Annotated in this window: 18 protein-coding genes; 11 read left to right on the top strand and 7 right to left on the bottom strand. The window is 74.5% G+C overall.

What is annotated here, in order from left to right; genetic code table 11:
* Nucleotides 1-7 precede the first annotated feature (7 nt).
* Entirely contained in the window at nt 8-880 is an 873-nt protein-coding gene (locus OOT42_RS15730) for a type II CAAX prenyl endopeptidase Rce1 family protein (protein WP_423775916.1), read from the bottom strand.
* Nucleotides 881-943: 63 nt separating this feature from the next.
* On the opposite strand from OOT42_RS15730, the gene OOT42_RS15725 reads away from it, so the two are divergent.
* On the top strand, nt 944-1,363 hold the full coding sequence (locus tag OOT42_RS15725) for a SelT/SelW/SelH family protein (protein ID WP_273652102.1): 420 nt from the start codon (nt 944-946) through the stop codon (nt 1,361-1,363).
* A 296-nt stretch (nt 1,364-1,659) separates the two neighbouring features.
* On the opposite strand, the gene msrA is transcribed toward OOT42_RS15725, so the two are convergent.
* The gene (msrA, locus tag OOT42_RS15720; protein ID WP_273652101.1) at nt 1,660-2,328 is read right to left on the bottom strand and encodes a peptide-methionine (S)-S-oxide reductase MsrA; all 669 of its coding nucleotides are present in this window, start codon (nt 2,326-2,328) and stop codon (nt 1,660-1,662) included.
* A 184-nt stretch (nt 2,329-2,512) separates the two neighbouring features.
* Between msrA and OOT42_RS15715 the strand changes: the two genes are divergently transcribed.
* The 3 genes from OOT42_RS15715 to ilvA all read left to right on the top strand — a co-directional run bounded on the left by OOT42_RS15715 (nt 2,513) and on the right by ilvA (nt 6,326).
* Nucleotides 2,513-3,745 carry a cystathionine gamma-synthase gene (locus OOT42_RS15715; RefSeq protein ID WP_273652100.1) on the top strand — a complete coding sequence of 411 codons (1,233 nt, stop codon included), beginning with the start codon at nt 2,513-2,515 and terminating at the stop codon, nt 3,743-3,745.
* A 125-nt stretch (nt 3,746-3,870) separates the two neighbouring features.
* Entirely contained in the window at nt 3,871-5,133 is a 1,263-nt protein-coding gene (locus tag OOT42_RS15710) for an AI-2E family transporter (RefSeq protein WP_273654869.1), read from the top strand.
* Entirely contained in the window at nt 5,130-6,326 is a 1,197-nt protein-coding gene (gene ilvA, locus OOT42_RS15705) for a threonine ammonia-lyase (protein WP_273652099.1), read from the top strand. Before OOT42_RS15710 ends, ilvA begins: the two co-directional genes overlap by 4 nt.
* A 78-nt stretch (nt 6,327-6,404) precedes the next feature.
* Here the strand turns inward: ilvA and greA are convergent, their stop codons facing one another.
* Both greA and OOT42_RS15695 read right to left on the bottom strand, forming a co-directional pair.
* A complete protein-coding gene (gene greA / locus OOT42_RS15700; protein ID WP_273652098.1) occupies nt 6,405-6,890 on the bottom strand; it encodes a transcription elongation factor GreA in 486 nt (161 codons plus the stop codon).
* 207 nt (nt 6,891-7,097) lie between these two features.
* Complete coding sequence (locus OOT42_RS15695) at nt 7,098-7,406, bottom strand: DUF4307 domain-containing protein (protein WP_423775915.1); 309 nt, start codon at nt 7,404-7,406, stop codon at nt 7,098-7,100.
* A gap of 193 nt (nt 7,407-7,599) precedes the next feature.
* Between OOT42_RS15695 and mca the strand changes: the two genes are divergently transcribed.
* The 3 genes from mca to OOT42_RS15680 are packed head-to-tail and all read left to right on the top strand — an operon-like array spanning nt 7,600 to nt 9,631.
* Nucleotides 7,600-8,484 carry a mycothiol conjugate amidase Mca gene (mca, locus tag OOT42_RS15690; protein ID WP_273652097.1) on the top strand — a complete coding sequence of 295 codons (885 nt, stop codon included), beginning with the start codon at nt 7,600-7,602 and terminating at the stop codon, nt 8,482-8,484.
* Entirely contained in the window at nt 8,481-8,807 is a 327-nt protein-coding gene (locus tag OOT42_RS15685; protein WP_273652096.1) for a hypothetical protein, read from the top strand. Before mca ends, OOT42_RS15685 begins: the two co-directional genes overlap by 4 nt.
* Nucleotides 8,804-9,631 carry a carbon-nitrogen hydrolase family protein gene (locus OOT42_RS15680; protein ID WP_273652095.1) on the top strand — a complete coding sequence of 276 codons (828 nt, stop codon included), beginning with the start codon at nt 8,804-8,806 and terminating at the stop codon, nt 9,629-9,631. The genes OOT42_RS15685 and OOT42_RS15680 overlap by 4 nt, the downstream gene beginning before the upstream one ends.
* Before the next feature lie 15 nt (nt 9,632-9,646).
* On the opposite strand, the gene trhA is transcribed toward OOT42_RS15680, so the two are convergent.
* Nucleotides 9,647-10,342: a PAQR family membrane homeostasis protein TrhA gene (trhA, locus tag OOT42_RS15675; protein WP_273652094.1), complete on the bottom strand. Its 696-nt coding sequence runs from the start codon at nt 10,340-10,342 to the stop codon at nt 9,647-9,649.
* Between the two features lie 167 nt (nt 10,343-10,509).
* On the opposite strand from trhA, the gene OOT42_RS15670 reads away from it, so the two are divergent.
* The 4 genes from OOT42_RS15670 (at nt 10,510) to OOT42_RS15655 (ending at nt 14,624) form a co-directional block, all read left to right on the top strand.
* On the top strand, nt 10,510-11,271 hold the full coding sequence (locus OOT42_RS15670) for an isoprenyl transferase (protein ID WP_273652093.1): 762 nt from the start codon (nt 10,510-10,512) through the stop codon (nt 11,269-11,271).
* Between the two features lie 132 nt (nt 11,272-11,403).
* Entirely contained in the window at nt 11,404-12,363 is a 960-nt protein-coding gene (locus tag OOT42_RS15665; RefSeq protein WP_273652092.1) for an AraC family transcriptional regulator, read from the top strand.
* Nucleotides 12,364-12,799: 436 nt separating this feature from the next.
* The gene (locus OOT42_RS15660; protein ID WP_423775914.1) at nt 12,800-14,188 is read left to right on the top strand and encodes a PhoH family protein; all 1,389 of its coding nucleotides are present in this window, start codon (nt 12,800-12,802) and stop codon (nt 14,186-14,188) included.
* A gap of 199 nt (nt 14,189-14,387) precedes the next feature.
* A complete protein-coding gene (locus OOT42_RS15655; RefSeq protein ID WP_273652091.1) occupies nt 14,388-14,624 on the top strand; it encodes a TM2 domain-containing protein in 237 nt (78 codons plus the stop codon).
* A 79-nt stretch (nt 14,625-14,703) separates the two neighbouring features.
* Here the strand turns inward: OOT42_RS15655 and OOT42_RS15650 are convergent, their stop codons facing one another.
* Both OOT42_RS15650 and OOT42_RS15645 read right to left on the bottom strand, forming a co-directional pair.
* A complete protein-coding gene (locus OOT42_RS15650) occupies nt 14,704-15,426 on the bottom strand; it encodes an ABC transporter ATP-binding protein (protein ID WP_273652090.1) in 723 nt (240 codons plus the stop codon).
* Nucleotides 15,423-16,442, bottom strand: a complete 1,020-nt coding sequence (locus tag OOT42_RS15645) for an ABC transporter ATP-binding protein (protein WP_423775913.1) — start codon at nt 16,440-16,442, stop codon at nt 15,423-15,425. Before OOT42_RS15645 ends, OOT42_RS15650 begins: the two co-directional genes overlap by 4 nt.
* Nucleotides 16,443-16,500: the final 58 nt, after the last annotated feature.

Below are 16,500 nucleotides of genomic sequence, written 5' to 3'. Positions count from 1 at the left end.
CCTACGGTCACCAGGACGAGGGCGCCGTCACGAAGACGTCGAACAGGGACGGCTCGTGCGCGTGCACGAGCACCATGAACACGACGAGGTCGAACAGCAGGTGCACGGACACCACGTACGTCAGCGACGCCGTCTTCCGGAAGATCCAGCCCTGCACCAGCGCGAACGGGATCGTCAGGAGCGGCCCCCACTCGCGGTAGCCGAGCTCCCACAGGAACGACACGAAGACCGCCGCCTGCAGCACGTTCGCCACCGGGAACGGGAAGTGCACGCGCAGCAGCGCGAGGACCGTGCAGACGAAGAACAGCTCGTCCCAGATGCCGACCGCGTTCACGCCGACGAACAGCCGCGCGACCTCCTGCCCCGTGTCGACGACCGGCCAGTTGAGGTACGCACCCGACCCGAGGAAGTACCAGGGCAGGATCAGGTACGCGAGCACCACGACGACCAGCAGGTAGACGACCTGCGTGCGGGTCCAGCGCCGGCCCGTGCGGACGGGGAAGCGGATCACGTCCTGCTTCAGGAGGTACCGGTGCACGACGTACGGCACCAGCACGGCCGCCGACAGCACGACCGCGAACCGTGCGATGCCCGCGTCGGACAGGTCGGCCTTCAGCGAGATCGTCGTGATGATCGCCATGCCCAGCCCGACGACGGCGAGGTCGCGGCCCAGCGCGCGGTCGACCGCGACCGCCACGAGGACGCCCGCGACGAGCGGCACGTACCCCAGGGGCCGCACGTGCACCGCGAACAGCAGCACGGCCGACCCGCACACCAGCGCGGCGGCGAGCACGCGCAGCACGTCGCGCGGGGCCCACGTCAGGCGCGGGACGTCCGGGGTCGTCGGGGCGGCAGGGGCGTCGATCGGGGCGGCGTCCACCCGTGCAGTCTGCGGGGCGGGACGTCGTCCCCGCGACCCGTCGCGGGGTGGAACGCTGTGCGGATGCCCGACGACCAGCCCTCCGGCGCACCCGCCGACCAGCCCACCGACAGCCCCGCCGACCGGCCCGCCACCGCGGGACGTGCCGACGCCCCCAGCCCCGAGCAGCCCGCCGAGGTCGCGGTCGTGCCCGAGGCGCTCGCCTCGACGCTGCCCCGCGTCGTCCTCACCTACTGCACCCAGTGCCGCTGGCTCCTGCGCGCCGCCTGGTACACCCAGGAGCTGCTCACGACGTTCCACCGCGAGATCGGCGAGGTCGCGCTGCGCCCGGGCAACGGTGGCGTCTTCACGGTCGAGGCCGACGGGCAGGTCGTGTGGGACCGCAAGGTCGAGGGCGGCTTCCCGGAGATCACGGTGCTCAAGCGCCGGATCCGCGACGTCGTCGCGCCCGACAAGCCGCTCGGGCACTCCGACGGCCTCTGAGGGACTCGCCGCACCGGCCCGCTGACCACCCTGTCAGCCCGTCCGACCTGCGCAGACGTCCTGGACCGCGGTCCGGTCCCACGTGGACAGGCGTGGACCGGCGTCATCCGCGCGGGCTACCTTCGCGGCGGACGCAGGCCTTCACCGGAGGCGGCAGGTCAGGCGGTCACGGGGGCCCGCGACCAGCCGCAGGGTGGGCGGACGGTATGGGAGAGGGGCGCTCCTCACCGTCCGCCCACCCGAGACGTCCCCCGGACGTCCCGCGCCGAGCGCGGCGGGACGTCCGGGGCGGGCGGTCAGGCGCCCGTCGGGCGGGGGCAGGAGACGCCGGTGCCGCCCAGGCCGCAGTAGCCGTTCGGGTTCTTGTCGAGGTACTGCTGGTGGTAGCCCTCGGCGTAGAAGAACGGCCCGGCCTCGTCGGCCGTGCGGATCTCCGTCGTGATGTCGCCGAACCCGGCGCGCGTCAGGCGCGGCTGGTACTCGTCACGCGTGCGGACGGCCGCCTCGGCCTGCTCGGGCGTGGTCGTGTAGACCGCCGAGCGGTACTGGGTGCCGACGTCGTTGCCCTGGCGGTAGCCCTGGGTCGGGTCGTGCGACTCCCAGAACGTGCGCAGCACGTCCTCGTCGGACAGCACGGTCGGGTCGTACGCGACGAGCACCATCTCGGTGTGCCCGGTCATGCCCGTGCACGTCTCCTCGTACGTCGGGTAGGGCGTGTAGCCGCCCTGGTAGCCGACGGCCGTCGTGACGACGCCGGGCAGCTGCCAGAAGGCGCGCTCCGCGCCCCAGAAACAGCCCATCGCGACGTACAGGACGCGCGTGCCCTCGGGCCACGGGCCCGCGAGCGGGGTGCCGAGCACGGTGTGCGTCGTCGGGACGGTGTACGCGTAGCCGTCGCGGCCCGCGAGGGCCCGCTCCGGGGCCACCATCGTCGAGCGGAGGGCTGAGCCGAAAAGCCAGTTCATGGTCGCTGGTCCTCTCCGGGAGACCGGCGGTTCGCCTGGTCCATCCCGGCCTGCACAACCGTGCGCACACGTCCGGTGTTCCCGGGCGGCGACGCGCCGTGACCCGCGCCCCCGCGCGCGCTCCCGCCGACCCGGGCGCGCGTCCCAGGGGCAGTCCCGGGGCCCCACGGCCTAGCCTGGGGCGGTGACCACCCCACACAGCACCGACGGCGACGACCGACCCACCGCCGGCTTCGCGACCCGCGCCATCCACGCAGGTCAGGACCCCGACCCCACGACGGGCGCGGTCGTCCCGCCGATCTACCAGGTCTCGACGTACAAGCAGGACGGTGTCGGCGGCCTGCGCGGCGGCTACGAGTACTCGCGCTCGGCCAACCCGACGCGCACGGCGCTCGAGGCGGCGCTCGCGGACCTCGAGCTCGGCGCCGCCGGGTTCGCGTTCGCGTCCGGCCTCGCCGCGGAGGACACGCTGCTGCGCGCCGCGCTGCGCCCCGGCGACCACGTCGTGGTGCCCGACGACGCCTACGGCGGCACCTACCGGCTGTTCGCGCGGGTGTTCGGGCCGTGGGGGATCGAGCACACGCCCGTCGACCTCACCGACGCCGGCGCGGTGTCCGCCGCGATCCAGCCCGGGCGCACCAAGCTCGTCTGGGTCGAGACGCCGACCAACCCCCTGCTCAACGTCGCCGACATCGCGGCGATCTCCGCGCTCGCGCGCGGCGTCGGCGCGCTGCTCGCCGTCGACAACACGTTCGCGACCCCGTACCTGCAGCAGCCGCTCGCGCTCGGCGCCGACGTGGTCGTGCACTCGACGACCAAGTACGTCGGCGGGCACTCCGACGTGGTCGGCGGCGCGCTCGTCGTCGCGGACGGCGCACAGCTGCCCGTCGGGCTCGAGGGACCGACCGGGACGACGCACCTCGCGGACGCCGTCCGGTTCCACCAGAACGCCTCCGGTGCGGTCGCCGGGCCCTTCGACGCCTGGCTCACGCTGCGCGGCCTGCGCACGCTCGCCGTCCGGATGGACCGGCACGTCGCCAACGCGCAGCGGGTCGCCGAGTTCCTGCAGGCGCACGACGCCGTCACGTCCGTCATCTACCCCGGCCTGGAGTCGCACCCCGGGCACGAGCTCGCCGCGCGCCAGATGCGCGGGTTCGGCGGCATGGTGTCGTTCCGCACGGGCAGCGAGGCGTCGGCGCTGGCGGTGTGCGGCGCGACCGAGGTGTTCACGCTCGCGGAGTCGCTGGGCGGCGTCGAGTCGCTCGTCGAGCACCCCGGCCGCATGACGCACGGCTCGGTCGCCGGTACGGCGCTGGAGGTCCCCGACGACCTCGTCCGCCTGTCCGTGGGCATCGAGGACGCCGACGACCTGATCGCCGACCTCGACCGCGCGCTCGCCGCAGGGCGTGGCGCGTGACCCTCGACAAGTCCTCCGCGCAGGACGCCACCGCCTCGGTCGTCGACGCGGCGCCGGCCGCGCTCGCGGCGACGTCCGCGACGCTCCCCGACCCCGAGCGGCGTGCCCGCGCCGGTGCCGAGTCGGTGCCGCCGTCGGTGCGCGCCGCCGCGTCGTGGTCGTGGCGGCTCCTGCTCATCGGCGCGGCGCTGGCCGTGCTGCTGTGGCTCGTCGCACAGCTCAAGGTCGTCGTCGTCCCCGTCGCGGTCGCGCTGCTGCTCACCGTGCTGCTGACGCCGTTCGTCGGGTGGCTGCACCACCGGCTGCGGCTGCCGCGCGGGGCGGCGGCAGGCCTCGCCGTCGTCGCGCTCGTCGCCGTCGTCGGCACGCTGCTCGGCCTCGCCGGGCGGTCGGTCGTGCGCGGCATCGGCGACCTGTGGTCGCAGGCGTCCGAGGGTGTCGACACGATCCTCGACTGGCTCGCGACGGGGCCGCTGCAGCTGTCCACCGAGGACATGCAGACCTGGGTGGACCGCATCCAGGAGTCGGCGTCGGGTGCCGGGTCGAGCGTGCTGTCGGGCGTGGTGACCGGTGCGACGACCGTCGGGCACGTCCTCGCGGGCGCGATCATCGCGCTGTTCTGCACGTTCTTCTTCCTGCTCGACGGCCGCGCCATCTGGGCCTGGGTCGTCGGGCTGCTGCCGCGCGGCTCGCGCGAGCACGTCCACCAGGCCGCCCGGCGCGGCGTCGTCACGCTCGGCGCCTACACGCGCACGCAGATCCTCGTGGCCGCGGTCGACGCGATCGGCATCGGCGTCGGCGCCGCGATCCTCGGCGTCCCGCTCGCGCTGCCGCTCGCGATCCTCGTGTTCCTCGGGTCGTTCGTGCCGATCGTCGGCGCCGTCGTCACCGGGTCGATCGCGGTGCTCGTCGCGCTCGTGTCCCAGGGCCCGGGCGCGGCGATCATCATGCTCGCGATCGTGCTCGGCGTGCAGCAGCTCGAGGGGCACGTCCTGCAGCCGTTCCTCATGGGCCACGCCGTGTCGTTGCACCCCGTCGCGGTGCTGCTCTCGGTGGCCGCCGGGTCGTTCGTCGCCGGGATCGTCGGCGCGCTGTTCGCCGTGCCCGTCGCGGCGGTCCTCAACACCGTCGTCCTCTACCTGCACGGGCACGACAAGTTCCCGCAGCTCGGCACGCACGACCACGTGCCGGTCCGCGGCCGCGGCCACCCGATGCTCGACCGGGCCGTCGCGCAGGTCGCCGAGCGCGAGTCGGAGCGCGTCGCCACCGGGCGCACCGACGAGGAGCTCGGCGCCGGCCCGGCCACGGGCGAGGACGAGGCCGCGACCGTGCAGGGCGCCGGCGAGCGGCCCGGTCGCGGGACGACGCCCGACGGCGGGACGCGGTGAGCCTCGACGTCGCCGCGGCCGCGCGCCTGCTCGACGGCGTCGCCGAGCGCACGCCCGTGCAGCGCAGCCGCGCCGTCAGCCAGATCGCGGGCGCCGAGGTGTGGCTCAAGTGCGAGAACCTCCAGCGCGCCGGCTCGTTCAAGATCCGCGGCGCCTACACGCGCATGGCCCGGCTCAGCGACGACGAGCGCGCCCGCGGGGTGGTCGCGGCGTCCGCCGGCAACCACGCGCAGGGCGTCGCGCTCGCGGCCCGCATCCTCGGCATCGAGGCCGTCGTCTACATGCCGGTCGACGCGGCGTTGCCGAAGATCGCGGCCACCCGCGACTACGGCGCGCACGTCGAGCTCGTCGGGACGTCGGTCGACGAGGCGCTCGTGCACGCGCGTGAGCACGCCGAGCGCACCGGCGCCGTCCTCGTGCACCCGTTCGACCACCCCGACGTGGTCGCGGGGCAGGGGACGATCGCGCTCGAGATCGTCGAGCAGGTGCCCGATGTCGCGACCGTCGTCGTGCCCGTCGGTGGGGGCGGCCTCGCGGCAGGCGTCGTCGAGGCGCTCGCCCAGGTCCGTCCCGACGTGCGTGTCGTCGGCGTGCAGGCCGCGCGCGCCGCGGCCTACCCGGCGTCGCTCGCGGCGCACCGGCCGCTGCCCGCTCCCGAGCTGCGGACCATGGCCGACGGCATCGCGGTCGGGGTGCCGGGCAGCGTGCCGTTCGAGGTGCTCGACCGGCACCGCCTCGAGGTCCGCACGGTCTCGGAGGAGGACATCTCCCGCGCCGTGCTGCTGGTCGCCGAGCGCGCCAAGCTGCTCGTCGAGCCGTCCGGCGCGGTCGCCGTGGCCGCGCTCATGGCGGACCCGGGGGCGTTCGACGGCCCGGTCGTCGCGATCCTGTCCGGTGGCAACATCGACCCGCAGGTGCTCCTGCACGTCGTCCGGCACGGCCTCGCGTCGGCGGGGCGCTTCCTCGCCCTGCGGGTACGCATCGACGACCGTCCGGGCGCGCTCGCGTCGCTGCTGCAGGACATCGCGGGCGCCGGCGGGAACGTCATGCACCTCACGCACGCGCGCACGGGCTCCGACCTGGCGTTCGACCAGGTGACGGTCTCGGCGCAGGTCGAGACGAAGGGGCCCGAGCACTGTGCGCAGGTCATGGCGCACCTGCGGGCGACGGGCTACCAGGTCCAGGGCGACTGAGCCGCCGCGGCCGCACGGCCCGCGAACGACGACGCGGCGCTCCCCGGGTGGGGGAGCGCCGCGTCGAGGACCGTGAGGTCAGGCGTCGAACGGCTTGGCGCCGAGGATCGTGACCGGGATGTCGTTCCCGTTCGGGGCGGTGTACGACGTCTTGTCGCCGACCTTCGTCCCGTTGATCGCCGCGCCGAGCGGCGAGGTCGGCGAGAACACGTCGATGTCCGCGGTGCCCGCGATCTCGCGCGAGCCCAGCAGGAAGACCATCTCGTCGCCCGCGACCTCGGCGGTCACGACCATGCCCGGCTCGACGACGCCGTCGTCGGGGGGCGTGCCGATCTGGACGTTGCGGAGCTTGGCCTCGAGCTCGCGGATGCGGGCCTCCTGCTTCGCCTGCTCCTCGCGCGCGGCGTGGTAGCCGCCGTTCTCCTTGAGGTCGCCCTCGTCGCGGGCCGCGGCGATCCGCTCCGCGATCTCGCTACGCCCCTCGCCCTTGAGGCGGTCGAGCTCGGCCGTGAGCCGGTCGTAGGCCTCCTGCGTCAGCCACGTGCCCGCAGTCGTGTCGGTCACGATCGCTCCTTCCATGCATGCGTGCCGGTCGGGGACCGGCGGTTCGCCCCGGGTGCCGCGCCGTGGTCGGCACGCGCGTGGTGAGGCACGGTGATGAGGTGCACGCCGTTCCCACTCGGTCGCGTCGACCAGCGGTCACGCCGGACCGGGGCGGCGTGTGAAACGACCAGGATAGCGCACAGGGGTCGCCGGACCCCGCCGCGGAGGTCAGTCGACGGGCGTGCAGCCCGCGACGACGCCCGAGACGGCGAGCTCGGCCGTCTGCACGGTGGCCGTGACGCGCTGCGTCGCGGTGTCCGCCGGACCGACCTCGACCGACCGGACGCCGACCTGCGCGTACGACTCCGACAGCGCCTGCACCTGGCACGTCACGGTCGCGTCCGGGTCCTTGGTGACCTCGAACGTCACCTGGGTCGACGTCGGCCCGTCGACGCGGAACCCGACGTCCTTCCACTGCACCGGCTCGCGCATCACGCCGATCCCGACCCACGCGAGCACCACGACCGCGACCAGCACGAGCGCCCCCAGGCCGACGCGCCGGAGCGTGGTCGACCGCGACGTAGGCTCGGGTCCGTAGCGCCCGGCGGGCGGGCGCACGGCGGGGGACTGGCTCACAGGACTCCTCGGCGACGGGACGGGCGGGCAGCGCGCGTCGTGTGCGCGATCATTGTCCCTCGTCCCCCCGCACGTCCCGAAACGGAGGCCCTCGGTGACCGGAGAGCGGCTGCGCCTGATGGCGGTGCACGCCCACCCCGACGACGAGTCGAGCAAGGGCGCGGCCACGACCGCGATGTACGCCGACAAGGGCGTCGACGTGCTCGTCGTGACGTGCACGGGCGGTGAGCGCGGCGACGTGCTCAACCCGTCGTACGGCGAGGTCGCGGGTGGCATCGAGGGCATGCGGGTGGTGCGGACCGCCGAGATGGCCGCGGCCGCCCGCGCGCTCGGCGTCCGGCAGCACTGGCTGGGCTTCGTCGACTCGGGGCTGCCGGAGGGCGACCCGCTGCCGCCCCTGCCGGACGGGTGCTTCGCGCTCCAGCCGCTCGAGGTCGCGTCGGCGCCGCTCGTCGAGCTCGTGCGCGAGTTCCGGCCGCACGTGATGACGACGTACGACCCGTCGGGCGGGTACCCGCACCCCGACCACATCATGTGCCACCGCGTCGCGTACGAGGCGTACCACGCGGCCGGCGACCCCGAGCGCTACCGCGACCGGGGCGCGCCCTGGACGCCGCTCAAGCTGTACTACAACCACGGGTTCTCGCTGCGGCGGATGCGCGCGATGCACGACGCCCTGGTCGCCGCCGGACGCGAGTCGCCGTTCGGCGACTGGATCGACTCGCGGCAGGCCCGCGAGATCCCGGAGCGGACCGCGACCACGTTCGTGCCGGTCGCGGACTACTTCCCGCAGCGCGACGCCGCCCTGCGCGCGCACGCGACGCAGATCGACCCCGACGGGTTCTTCTTCGCGATCCCGCGCGAGATCGAGCTCGCGCAGTGGCCGACCGAGGAGTTCGAGCTCGCGCACTCGCACGTGCCGACGACGACCCCCGAGGACGACCTGTTCGCGGGCATCGAGCGGGTGGTGGGCGCGTGAGCGGCGTCGTGTCCCTGCTCGCGACGGCGCCGAGCCCGTCGCCGAGCGACGTCGAGCTCACCGCGCCCGGCGGCGGCTCGCCCGGGTTCATCGGGTTCGTCGTGACGTTCCTGCTGGCCGTGGCGGCGATCGGGCTGTTCCTGTCGCTGACCAAGCAGCTGCGGGTCGTCGACCGGCGCGCGAAGCAGCTGGGGCTGGACGACGACGGCGACGTCGACGGTGGCGGGCGTGGCGGTGCGGCCGACGGCGACGCGGGCCCGACCGGGACGCCCGACGCGTCCGGCCGCCCGGACGGGCCGGGTGCCGCCGGCGGGGGCCGGTGAGCTCGCGCCCGGAGCCGCCGGTCCGTCCGGCGGTGCGGGTCACGGTCGCGCAGGTCGCCGTCAGCGACGACCACGCTGCGAACCGCGAGATGGTCCGCGACGCGTTCGCCGTCGCGGAGCGCGCCCGCGCGGACCTGCTCGTGCTGCCCGAGTACGCGTCCGGGTTCGACCCGCGCGGCGTCGGGCCCGAGCACGCCGAGCCGCTCGACGGTCCGTTCGTGCGGCTGCTGTGCGAGCGGGCGGCCGCGACGGGCGTGGCGGTCGTCGCGGGCGCGACGCTGCCGGGGACGGGCGACCGCGCGGTCAACGCGGTCGTGGCGGTCGACGGCGGCGGCGAGGTCGCGGGCGTCTACCGCAAGGTGCACCTGTACGACGCGTTCGGGCACCGGGAGTCCGACCGGCTCGAGGCGGGCCCGGCGGACGCGCCGCCGGTCGTCATCGACGTCGCGGGGCTGCGGTTCGGCGTGCTCACGTGCTACGACCTGCGCTTCCCGGAGTCGTCGCGCCGGGTCGTCGACGCGGGCGCGCAGGTGCTCGTGTACCCGGCCGCGTGGGCCGCGGGGGAGCTCAAGGCGTGGCACTGGCGGTCGCTCGCGGTCGCGCGCGCGATCGAGAACACCGCGGCCGTGGTCGCCGTCGGGCAGGCGGGCAAGGGTGTCACCGGACGGTCGCTCGTGGTCGGGCCGGACGGCGTCGTCGGGCTGGAGCTCGACGAGACGCCGGGCGTGCGCACGGTGGACGTCGACGGCGCGCTGCTCGCGCGGGTGCGCGAGACGAACCCGTCGCTCGCGAACCGGCGCTACGCGGTCGTCCCGCGCGACTGACGGACTGCGGCGGGCTCAGGCCGAGCCGTAGGACGCGATCGAGACGGCGATGTAGTGGCAGGTGTACCCGACGACGGTGAGCGTGTGGAACACCTCGTGGAACCCGAACCACCGCGGGCTCGGGTTGGGGCGCTTGAGCCCGTAGACGACGGCACCGACGGTGTACGCGAGCCCCCCGGCGGCGACGAGCCAGACGATCACGGGCCCGCCGGACCGCCAGAACTGCGGCAGGAACGCGACGGCGACCCAGCCCAGCGCGACGTAGACGGGCACGTAGACCCAGCGGGGTGCGCCGAGCCACAGGACGCGCGCGAGGAGGCCGAGGATCGCGCCCGACCAGACGATGATCAGCAGGACCTTCGCGGTCGACGCGGGCAGCAGCAGGACCGCGAGCGGCGTGTAGGTGCCGGCGATGATGAGGAAGATGTTCGTGTGGTCGAGGCGGCGCAGGACGCCCTGCACGCGCGGGGACCAGCGTCCGCGGTGGTAGACGGCGCTCGTGCCGAAGAGCATCACCGCGGTGAGCCCGAAGACGGCGGTGGACCACTTGGCCGCGGGGGTGGGGGACAGCACGACGAGGACGATCGACGCCGCCAGGACGAGCGGTGCGACGCCGGCGTGGATCCACCCGCGCAGCTTGGGCTTGATCGCGTCGGCCACCTGGCCGACGGTGCTGGGGAGCCCGGACTGGTGCGCGGAGGTGGAGCTCATCGGCGGGTCTCGCTTCTGTCGTCCTACATAACCTACGAGCCCGTAGGTTACGACACCGTAGGTAGCGCTGTCGACGCGGCCGGTCAGCCGCCGATCCAGCCCCTGCGGACACAACGGACGGGTACCGTGAGCGGGTTCCCGCCGTCGCCCGCCAAGGAGAGGTCCGCGTGCGCCTGCCCCACCCGGTGTACTCGCTGTACGAGAAGCGACTCGCCGCCTCGCTGCCACGCGACCGGGCGCCGCGGCACGTCGGCGTCATCCTCGACGGCAACCGTCGCTGGGCGCGCAGCATGGGCGAGTCCACCCGGCACGGTCACCAGGCGGGCGCGGACAAGATCGCCGACCTGCTGGGGTGGAGCGAGGACGTCGGCGTCGAGGTCGTCACCCTCTGGATGCTCTCGACCGACAACCTCAACCGGCCCGCCGAGGAGCTCGACCCGCTGCTCGACATCATCGAGCACGCCGTGCGCGACCTCGCCGCCGCCGGCCGCTGGCGCGTGCAGGCCGTCGGGTCGCTCGACCTGCTCCCCGCGAGCACCGCGGCCGCCCTGCACGAGGCCGAGGTCGCCACCGCGGGCGTCGACGGGCTCCACGTCAACGTCGCCGTCGGCTACGGCGGACGTCACGAGATCGCCGACGCCGTCCGCTCCTTCCTGCGCGAGCACGCCGCCGCGGGGACCAGCGTCGACGAGCTCGCCGAGCAGTTCGACGTCGAGCACATCGCCGAGCGGCTCTACACCAAGGGCCAGCCCGACCCGGACCTCGTCATCCGGACGTCGGGCGAGCAGCGCCTCGGCGGCTTCCTGCTCTGGCAGTCCGTGCACTCCGAGTTCTACTTCTGCGAGGCGTACTGGCCGGACTTCCGCCGCGTCGACTTCCTGCGCGCGGTCCGGTCCTACGCGGCCCGGGAGCGCCGGCTCGGCCGCTGAGCCGGACCTGGCGCAGGCTGATGCCTCGGACAACTGACCAGGTGCGGGACGTCGGCGCCTCGACGACGATGGAGACGGGTCCGAGGCAGGGCGCTGCGGGCCCGTTGGCGCGCAGCGCGGGGGGTGCCGTCGATGTCGGTCCAGGTCCTGTCCGTCTCCACACGTCAGCCGGACGTCGCGTACACGGTCCTCAAGGACTTGTACTGCCCGCACCAGCGTCTGACGCTCGCCACGGCCTCGCCCACCTTCCTGTGCGACCTGCGGGCGACCGACGCCGGTGACCTCGGTGCGGACACCGTGCGCCTCTCGACCGGCGTGCAGTGCACGGTCGCACCCGTCGACTACCTGCTCGTCACGACCGGGGTCGTCGGCGCCGGGCGCTACGACGTGGGCGGCGACGAGGTGCGCATCGGGGCCGGCTCGGTGTTCCGGTTCCCCGACGACGTCCCGCTGACCGCCACCTGGGACGGCATCGAGCTCCACGTGATGCGGATGCCGCGGACGGTGGTGGAGCGTGTCGCGTCGGAGCGGCTGCCGCTCGGCGCGCACGGCCTGCGCTTCACCGGGCTCGAACCCGTGTCCCCGGCCGCGGGCCGCGCGTGGGTCCGGCTCGCGCACTTCGTCTCCGCGCAGCTCGCCGACGACGCACCGACCGCGCACCCGATCGCGGCCGCCGCGCTCGCCGACCTGGTCGCCGCCGGCGCCCTGGCCACCTTCCCGAACACGACCCTCGACGGCGTGCTCGTGCGCGGACCCGGCTATGCCGCGCCGTCCACGGTGCGCCGTGCGGTCGCGTTCATCGACGGGCATGCCTCGCTGCCGATCACCGTGACGGACATCGCGGGTGCCGCCGGCGTGAGCGCACGCGCGCTCCAGGGCGCGTTCCGGCGGCACCTCGGCGTCACGCCCATGGCGTACGTCCGGCGCGCCCGCCTCGAGGGTGCGCACCGCGACCTCCAGGCCGCCGACCCGACGGCGGGCGACACGGTCGCCCAGGTCGCTCTGCGGTGGGGGTTCGTCAAGCCGGACCGGTTCGCGGCGGCCTACCGGCAGGCGTTCGGCGTCCCGCCGAGCCGCACGCTGCGCGGGTGACCGGCACGCGGGACGCGTCGGGGTGACCCGCGCGGTGCGGTTCGCGGGGGCGCGGCTTCGTTACCCGGGTGCTCGCATGCGTCCCCGGGGGGCGACGCGCGGTTCGCGGGCCCTCGCGGCGCCGCCGATCGGGTGGTCCGAGGCCGTCGACGGGGGACGGCGCCGTGGCGCCCCGGTGAACGATGCGTGACGTCGGCGCGTGTCGTGCGTCACGTGTGGGCGCCCGGGGTTAGTTTCCGCGTAGAGGACGGCGACCGCCGTCCCCGGGAGGCCAGCCCATGGAGCATGCGCTCCGGGAGGAGGGTCGGTCCCGGCCCTCACGCACCGGGCCGGCCGCCCCCGTCCCGCCGCTGATCGTCGGCCCCTCCGCCCGCGCGAGCGGGCTGCCGACGTGACGCGTCCGTCTCGGCGCACCTAGCGCCGGAGGGAGCCTGCCGTGGTCAGCAACGCACAGCACACCCCGGGCACGTCGCACGACACCGAGGCACCGGACCCCTCCGGGCGCATCACGTACGTGCTCGACACCTCGGTGCTCCTGTCCGACCCGCGGGCGATCCTGCGCTTCGCCGAGCACGACGTCGTCCTCCCCGTGGTGGTCATCACCGAGCTCGAGGCCAAGCGGCACCACGCCGAGCTCGGCTACTTCGCCCGCAGCGCGCTGCGCATGCTCGACGACCTGCGCATCAAGCACGGGCGTCTCGACCACCCGCTGCCCATGACCGACCAGGGCGGCACGCTCTGCGTCGAGCTCAACCACACCGACCCGAGCGTCCTGCCCGCCGGGTTCCGGCTCGGCGACAACGACACCCGGATCCTGTCCGTCGCCGCCAACCTGGCCGCCGAGGGCCGCGACGTCACCGTCGTCTCCAAGGACCTGCCCATGCGGGTCAAGGCGTCGGCCGTGGGGCTGCGCGCCGAGGAGTACCGCGCCGAGCTCGCCGTCGACTCCGGCTGGACCGGGATGGACACGCTCGACCTCACCGAGCAGCAGATGGGCGACCTGTGGGAGCACGAGTCCCTCGCGCTCGCGGACGTCGCCGACTACGACGCGTCCGGCGTCGCCACCGCCGCGCGCGACCTGCCGTGCCACACCGGCCTCGTCCTGCACAGCCCGCGCGGGTCCGCGCTCGGCCGGGTCACGGCCGACAAGCACGTGCAGCTCGTCCGCGGCGACCAGGACGTGTTCGGCGTGCACGGCCGCAGCGCCGAGCAGCGCATCGCGATCGACCTGCTGCTCGACGAGGAGGTCGGCATCGTCTCGCTCGGCGGGCGCGCGGGCACCGGCAAGTCCGCGCTCGCGCTGTGCGCGGGCCTCGAGGCCGTGCTCGAGCGCCGCCAGCACCGCAAGGTCATGGTGTTCCGCCCGCTGTACGCCGTCGGCGGCCAGGAGCTCGGCTACCTGCCCGGGAGCGAGGCCGAGAAGATGAGCCCGTGGGCGCAGGCGGTGTTCGACACGCTCGGCGCGCTCGTGTCGAAGGAGGTCGTCGAGGAGGTCCTCGACCGCGACATCCTCGAGGTCCTGCCGCTCACGCACATCCGCGGGCGCTCGCTGCACGACGCGTTCGTCATCGTCGACGAGGCCCAGTCCCTCGAGCGCAACGTGCTGCTCACCGTGCTGTCGCGCATCGGCCAGTCGTCGCGCGTCGTCCTCACGCACGACGTCGCGCAGCGCGACAACCTGCGCGTCGGCCGGCACGACGGCATCGCCGCCGTCATCGAGGCGCTCAAGGGGCACCCGCTGTTCGCGCACGTCACGCTGACCCGGTCCGAGCGGTCGCCCGTCGCGGCGCTCGTCACCGAGCTGCTGGAGGGCATCGAGGTCTGACCGCCCGCGACGACCGGCTGCGGCGTGCGACCGCGGCCGGTCGTCGCGCGCCCGAGGGCGTCCGCCCGCAGACGGCGCGACGCCGAGAAAGTCGCCCGCCGAATCGCCCGTGCGGGACCTGAGTCGTCACTACGCTGCGCTCGTATCGCGGGACCGGCACGGACGCCGGGGCTCGCACACCCCCTCCAGGAGGCCCTCCATGACCGCTCCCGTCGCGACCGGCACCAGCCCGAAGCTGCTGCTCCCCACGGTCCTGCTCTGCTTCTTCCTCGGCACCCTCGGTGTGCACCGGTTCTTCGTCGGGAAGATCGGCACCGGCGTCCTCATGCTCGTGACGCTGGGTGGCCTCGGCATCTGGACGCTCATCGACCTGATCGTCCTCATCATCGGGAAGTTCACCGACAAGGAGGGCCGCGTCCTCACGCAGTGGACGTGACCCGCTGACCACGCACGACGGCCCCCGACCGTGCTGGTCGGGGGCCGTCGTTCGCTCGGGCGGGCGAGGCGGGGCGGGCTCAGCCCTCGACCAGGCGGCCGTCCGCGATCCGCAGCACCCGGTCGGCCAGCGACATCATGAGCGGGTCGTGCGTCGAGACGATCGCCGTCATGCCCTCCGCCTCGACGACGGCGCGCAGGAGCGCCATGACGGCGGTCCCGGTCTCCGTGTCGAGCTGCCCCGTCGGCTCGTCCGCGACGAGCAGGCGGGGCGAGTTCGCGAGCGCCCGGGCGATCGCGACACGCTGCTGCTGGCCGCCCGACATCTCGCCCGGCCGCTGCTGCGCGTGCGCGCCGAGCCCGACGAGGTCGAGCAGCAGCTCGACGCGCGCCTCCCGGTCCGCGGTCGGCAGCCTGCGCAGCCGCAGGGGGACGCCGACGTTCTCCGCGGCCGACAGCACGGGCACGAGCCCGAACGTCTGGAAGACGAACGACACGACGTCGCGGCGGAGCTCGACGAGCCCGCCCTCGTCGAGCGACGACACCTCCCGGCCGTCGACCACGACGCGACCCGCGTCGGGCTTGTCGAGGCCGCCGATGATGTTGAGCAGCGTCGTCTTGCCCGACCCGGAGCGGCCGACGAGCGCGACGAGCTCCCCCGGCGCGATCGTGAACGACACGTCCTGGAGGGCGTGCACCGCCGCGCTGCCCGTGCCGTAGGTGCGCCCGACGTGCTCGACGCGCACGAGGGGAGCGCCCGTCGGTGCGGTCCCGCCCCGGAGGGCCTCGGTCGTGGTGGTCACTGCTGCTCCTCGGGGACGGGGACGGCCCGGTGACGCCCGGTGCGTGTCGGTGGCTCCGGCCGGTCCGCGGGCAGCCGGTCGGGCCACACGCTGACGTGCGACGACTCGAGCGCGAGCCGCACCTTCCCGACCAGGTCCAGCGCCTCGCGGTACTCGCGGGGGAGCTGCACGCGGCCGGCGCGGTCGAGCACCGCGAACTCCTCGGCGACGACGTGCTCGGTGCCGTCGTCGGCCGTGTGCGTCCGGCGGACGACCTCTGAGCTGGTCCGACCGTCACGGATCGCGACGGTCCGCTGCACGTGCTCGCTCACGCTCGCGTCGTGCGTGACGACGACGACCGTCGTGCCCAGCTCGCGGTTGACCGTCCGTAGCCCTTCCAGGACGTCGTGCGACGTCGCCGTGTCGAGCTCGCCGGTGGGCTCGTCCGCGAACAGGACCTGCGGGCTGTTCGCGAGCGCCACGGCGATCGCGACGCGCTGCTGCTCGCCGCCCGACATCTGCGACGGACGCCGACCGGCGCAGTACCCCACACCGAGCACGTCGAGCAGCTCGGTGGCCCGCGCGCGTCGCACCCTCCGGCGGGCACCCGCGAGCGCCAGCGGGAACTCCACGTTCTCGGCGGCCGTGAGGTACGGGACGATGTTGCGCGCCGTCTGCTGCCAGACGAAGCCCACCATCGACCGCCGGTAGGCGACGCGCTGCTTCGCCGACATCGACATGAGGTCCCACGGGCCGACCCGCACGCGCCCCGCGGTCGGGACGTCGAGTCCCGACAGCACCGACAGCAGCGTCGACTTGCCCGAGCCGGACGCGCCGACGATCGCGACGAGCTCGCCCTGCTCGACCAGCAGGTCGAGACCCTGCAGCGCCTGCACCTCGACGCCCTCGGACTGGTAGATCCGGACGAGGGAGTCGCACACGATGAGCGCGTCCTCCCCGAACGCGCCGGTTCGCTGCCGGGCGCGCGCCTCCAGCGAGCCCAGCGTCGGCGCGAGTGCCGTCGGCGTGGCGTTCACGAGGACCTCCGAGGGGGACGGGGCGGGAGCGGGGCGGACAGGCGGGCAGGACCACGCG

The organism is Cellulomonas fimi, assembly GCF_028583725.1.
GTDB lineage: Bacteria > Actinomycetota > Actinomycetes > Actinomycetales > Cellulomonadaceae > Cellulomonas > Cellulomonas fimi_B.
Note: the sequence above shows the minus strand (reverse complement) of the source record. Positions and strands in the feature narration are given on the sequence as shown.

Coding starts and splice junctions, on each gene's coding strand:
- trhA (WP_273652094.1), bottom strand. CDS start 10,342: ATGAGCTCCACCTCCGCGCACCAGTCCGGGCTCCCCAGCACCGTCGGC.
- OOT42_RS15665 (WP_273652092.1), top strand. CDS start 11,404: ATGTCGGTCCAGGTCCTGTCCGTCTCCACACGTCAGCCGGACGTCGCG.
- OOT42_RS15655 (WP_273652091.1), top strand. CDS start 14,388: ATGACCGCTCCCGTCGCGACCGGCACCAGCCCGAAGCTGCTGCTCCCC.
- OOT42_RS15725 (WP_273652102.1), top strand. CDS start 944: ATGCCCGACGACCAGCCCTCCGGCGCACCCGCCGACCAGCCCACCGAC.
- msrA (WP_273652101.1), bottom strand. CDS start 2,328: ATGAACTGGCTTTTCGGCTCAGCCCTCCGCTCGACGATGGTGGCCCCG.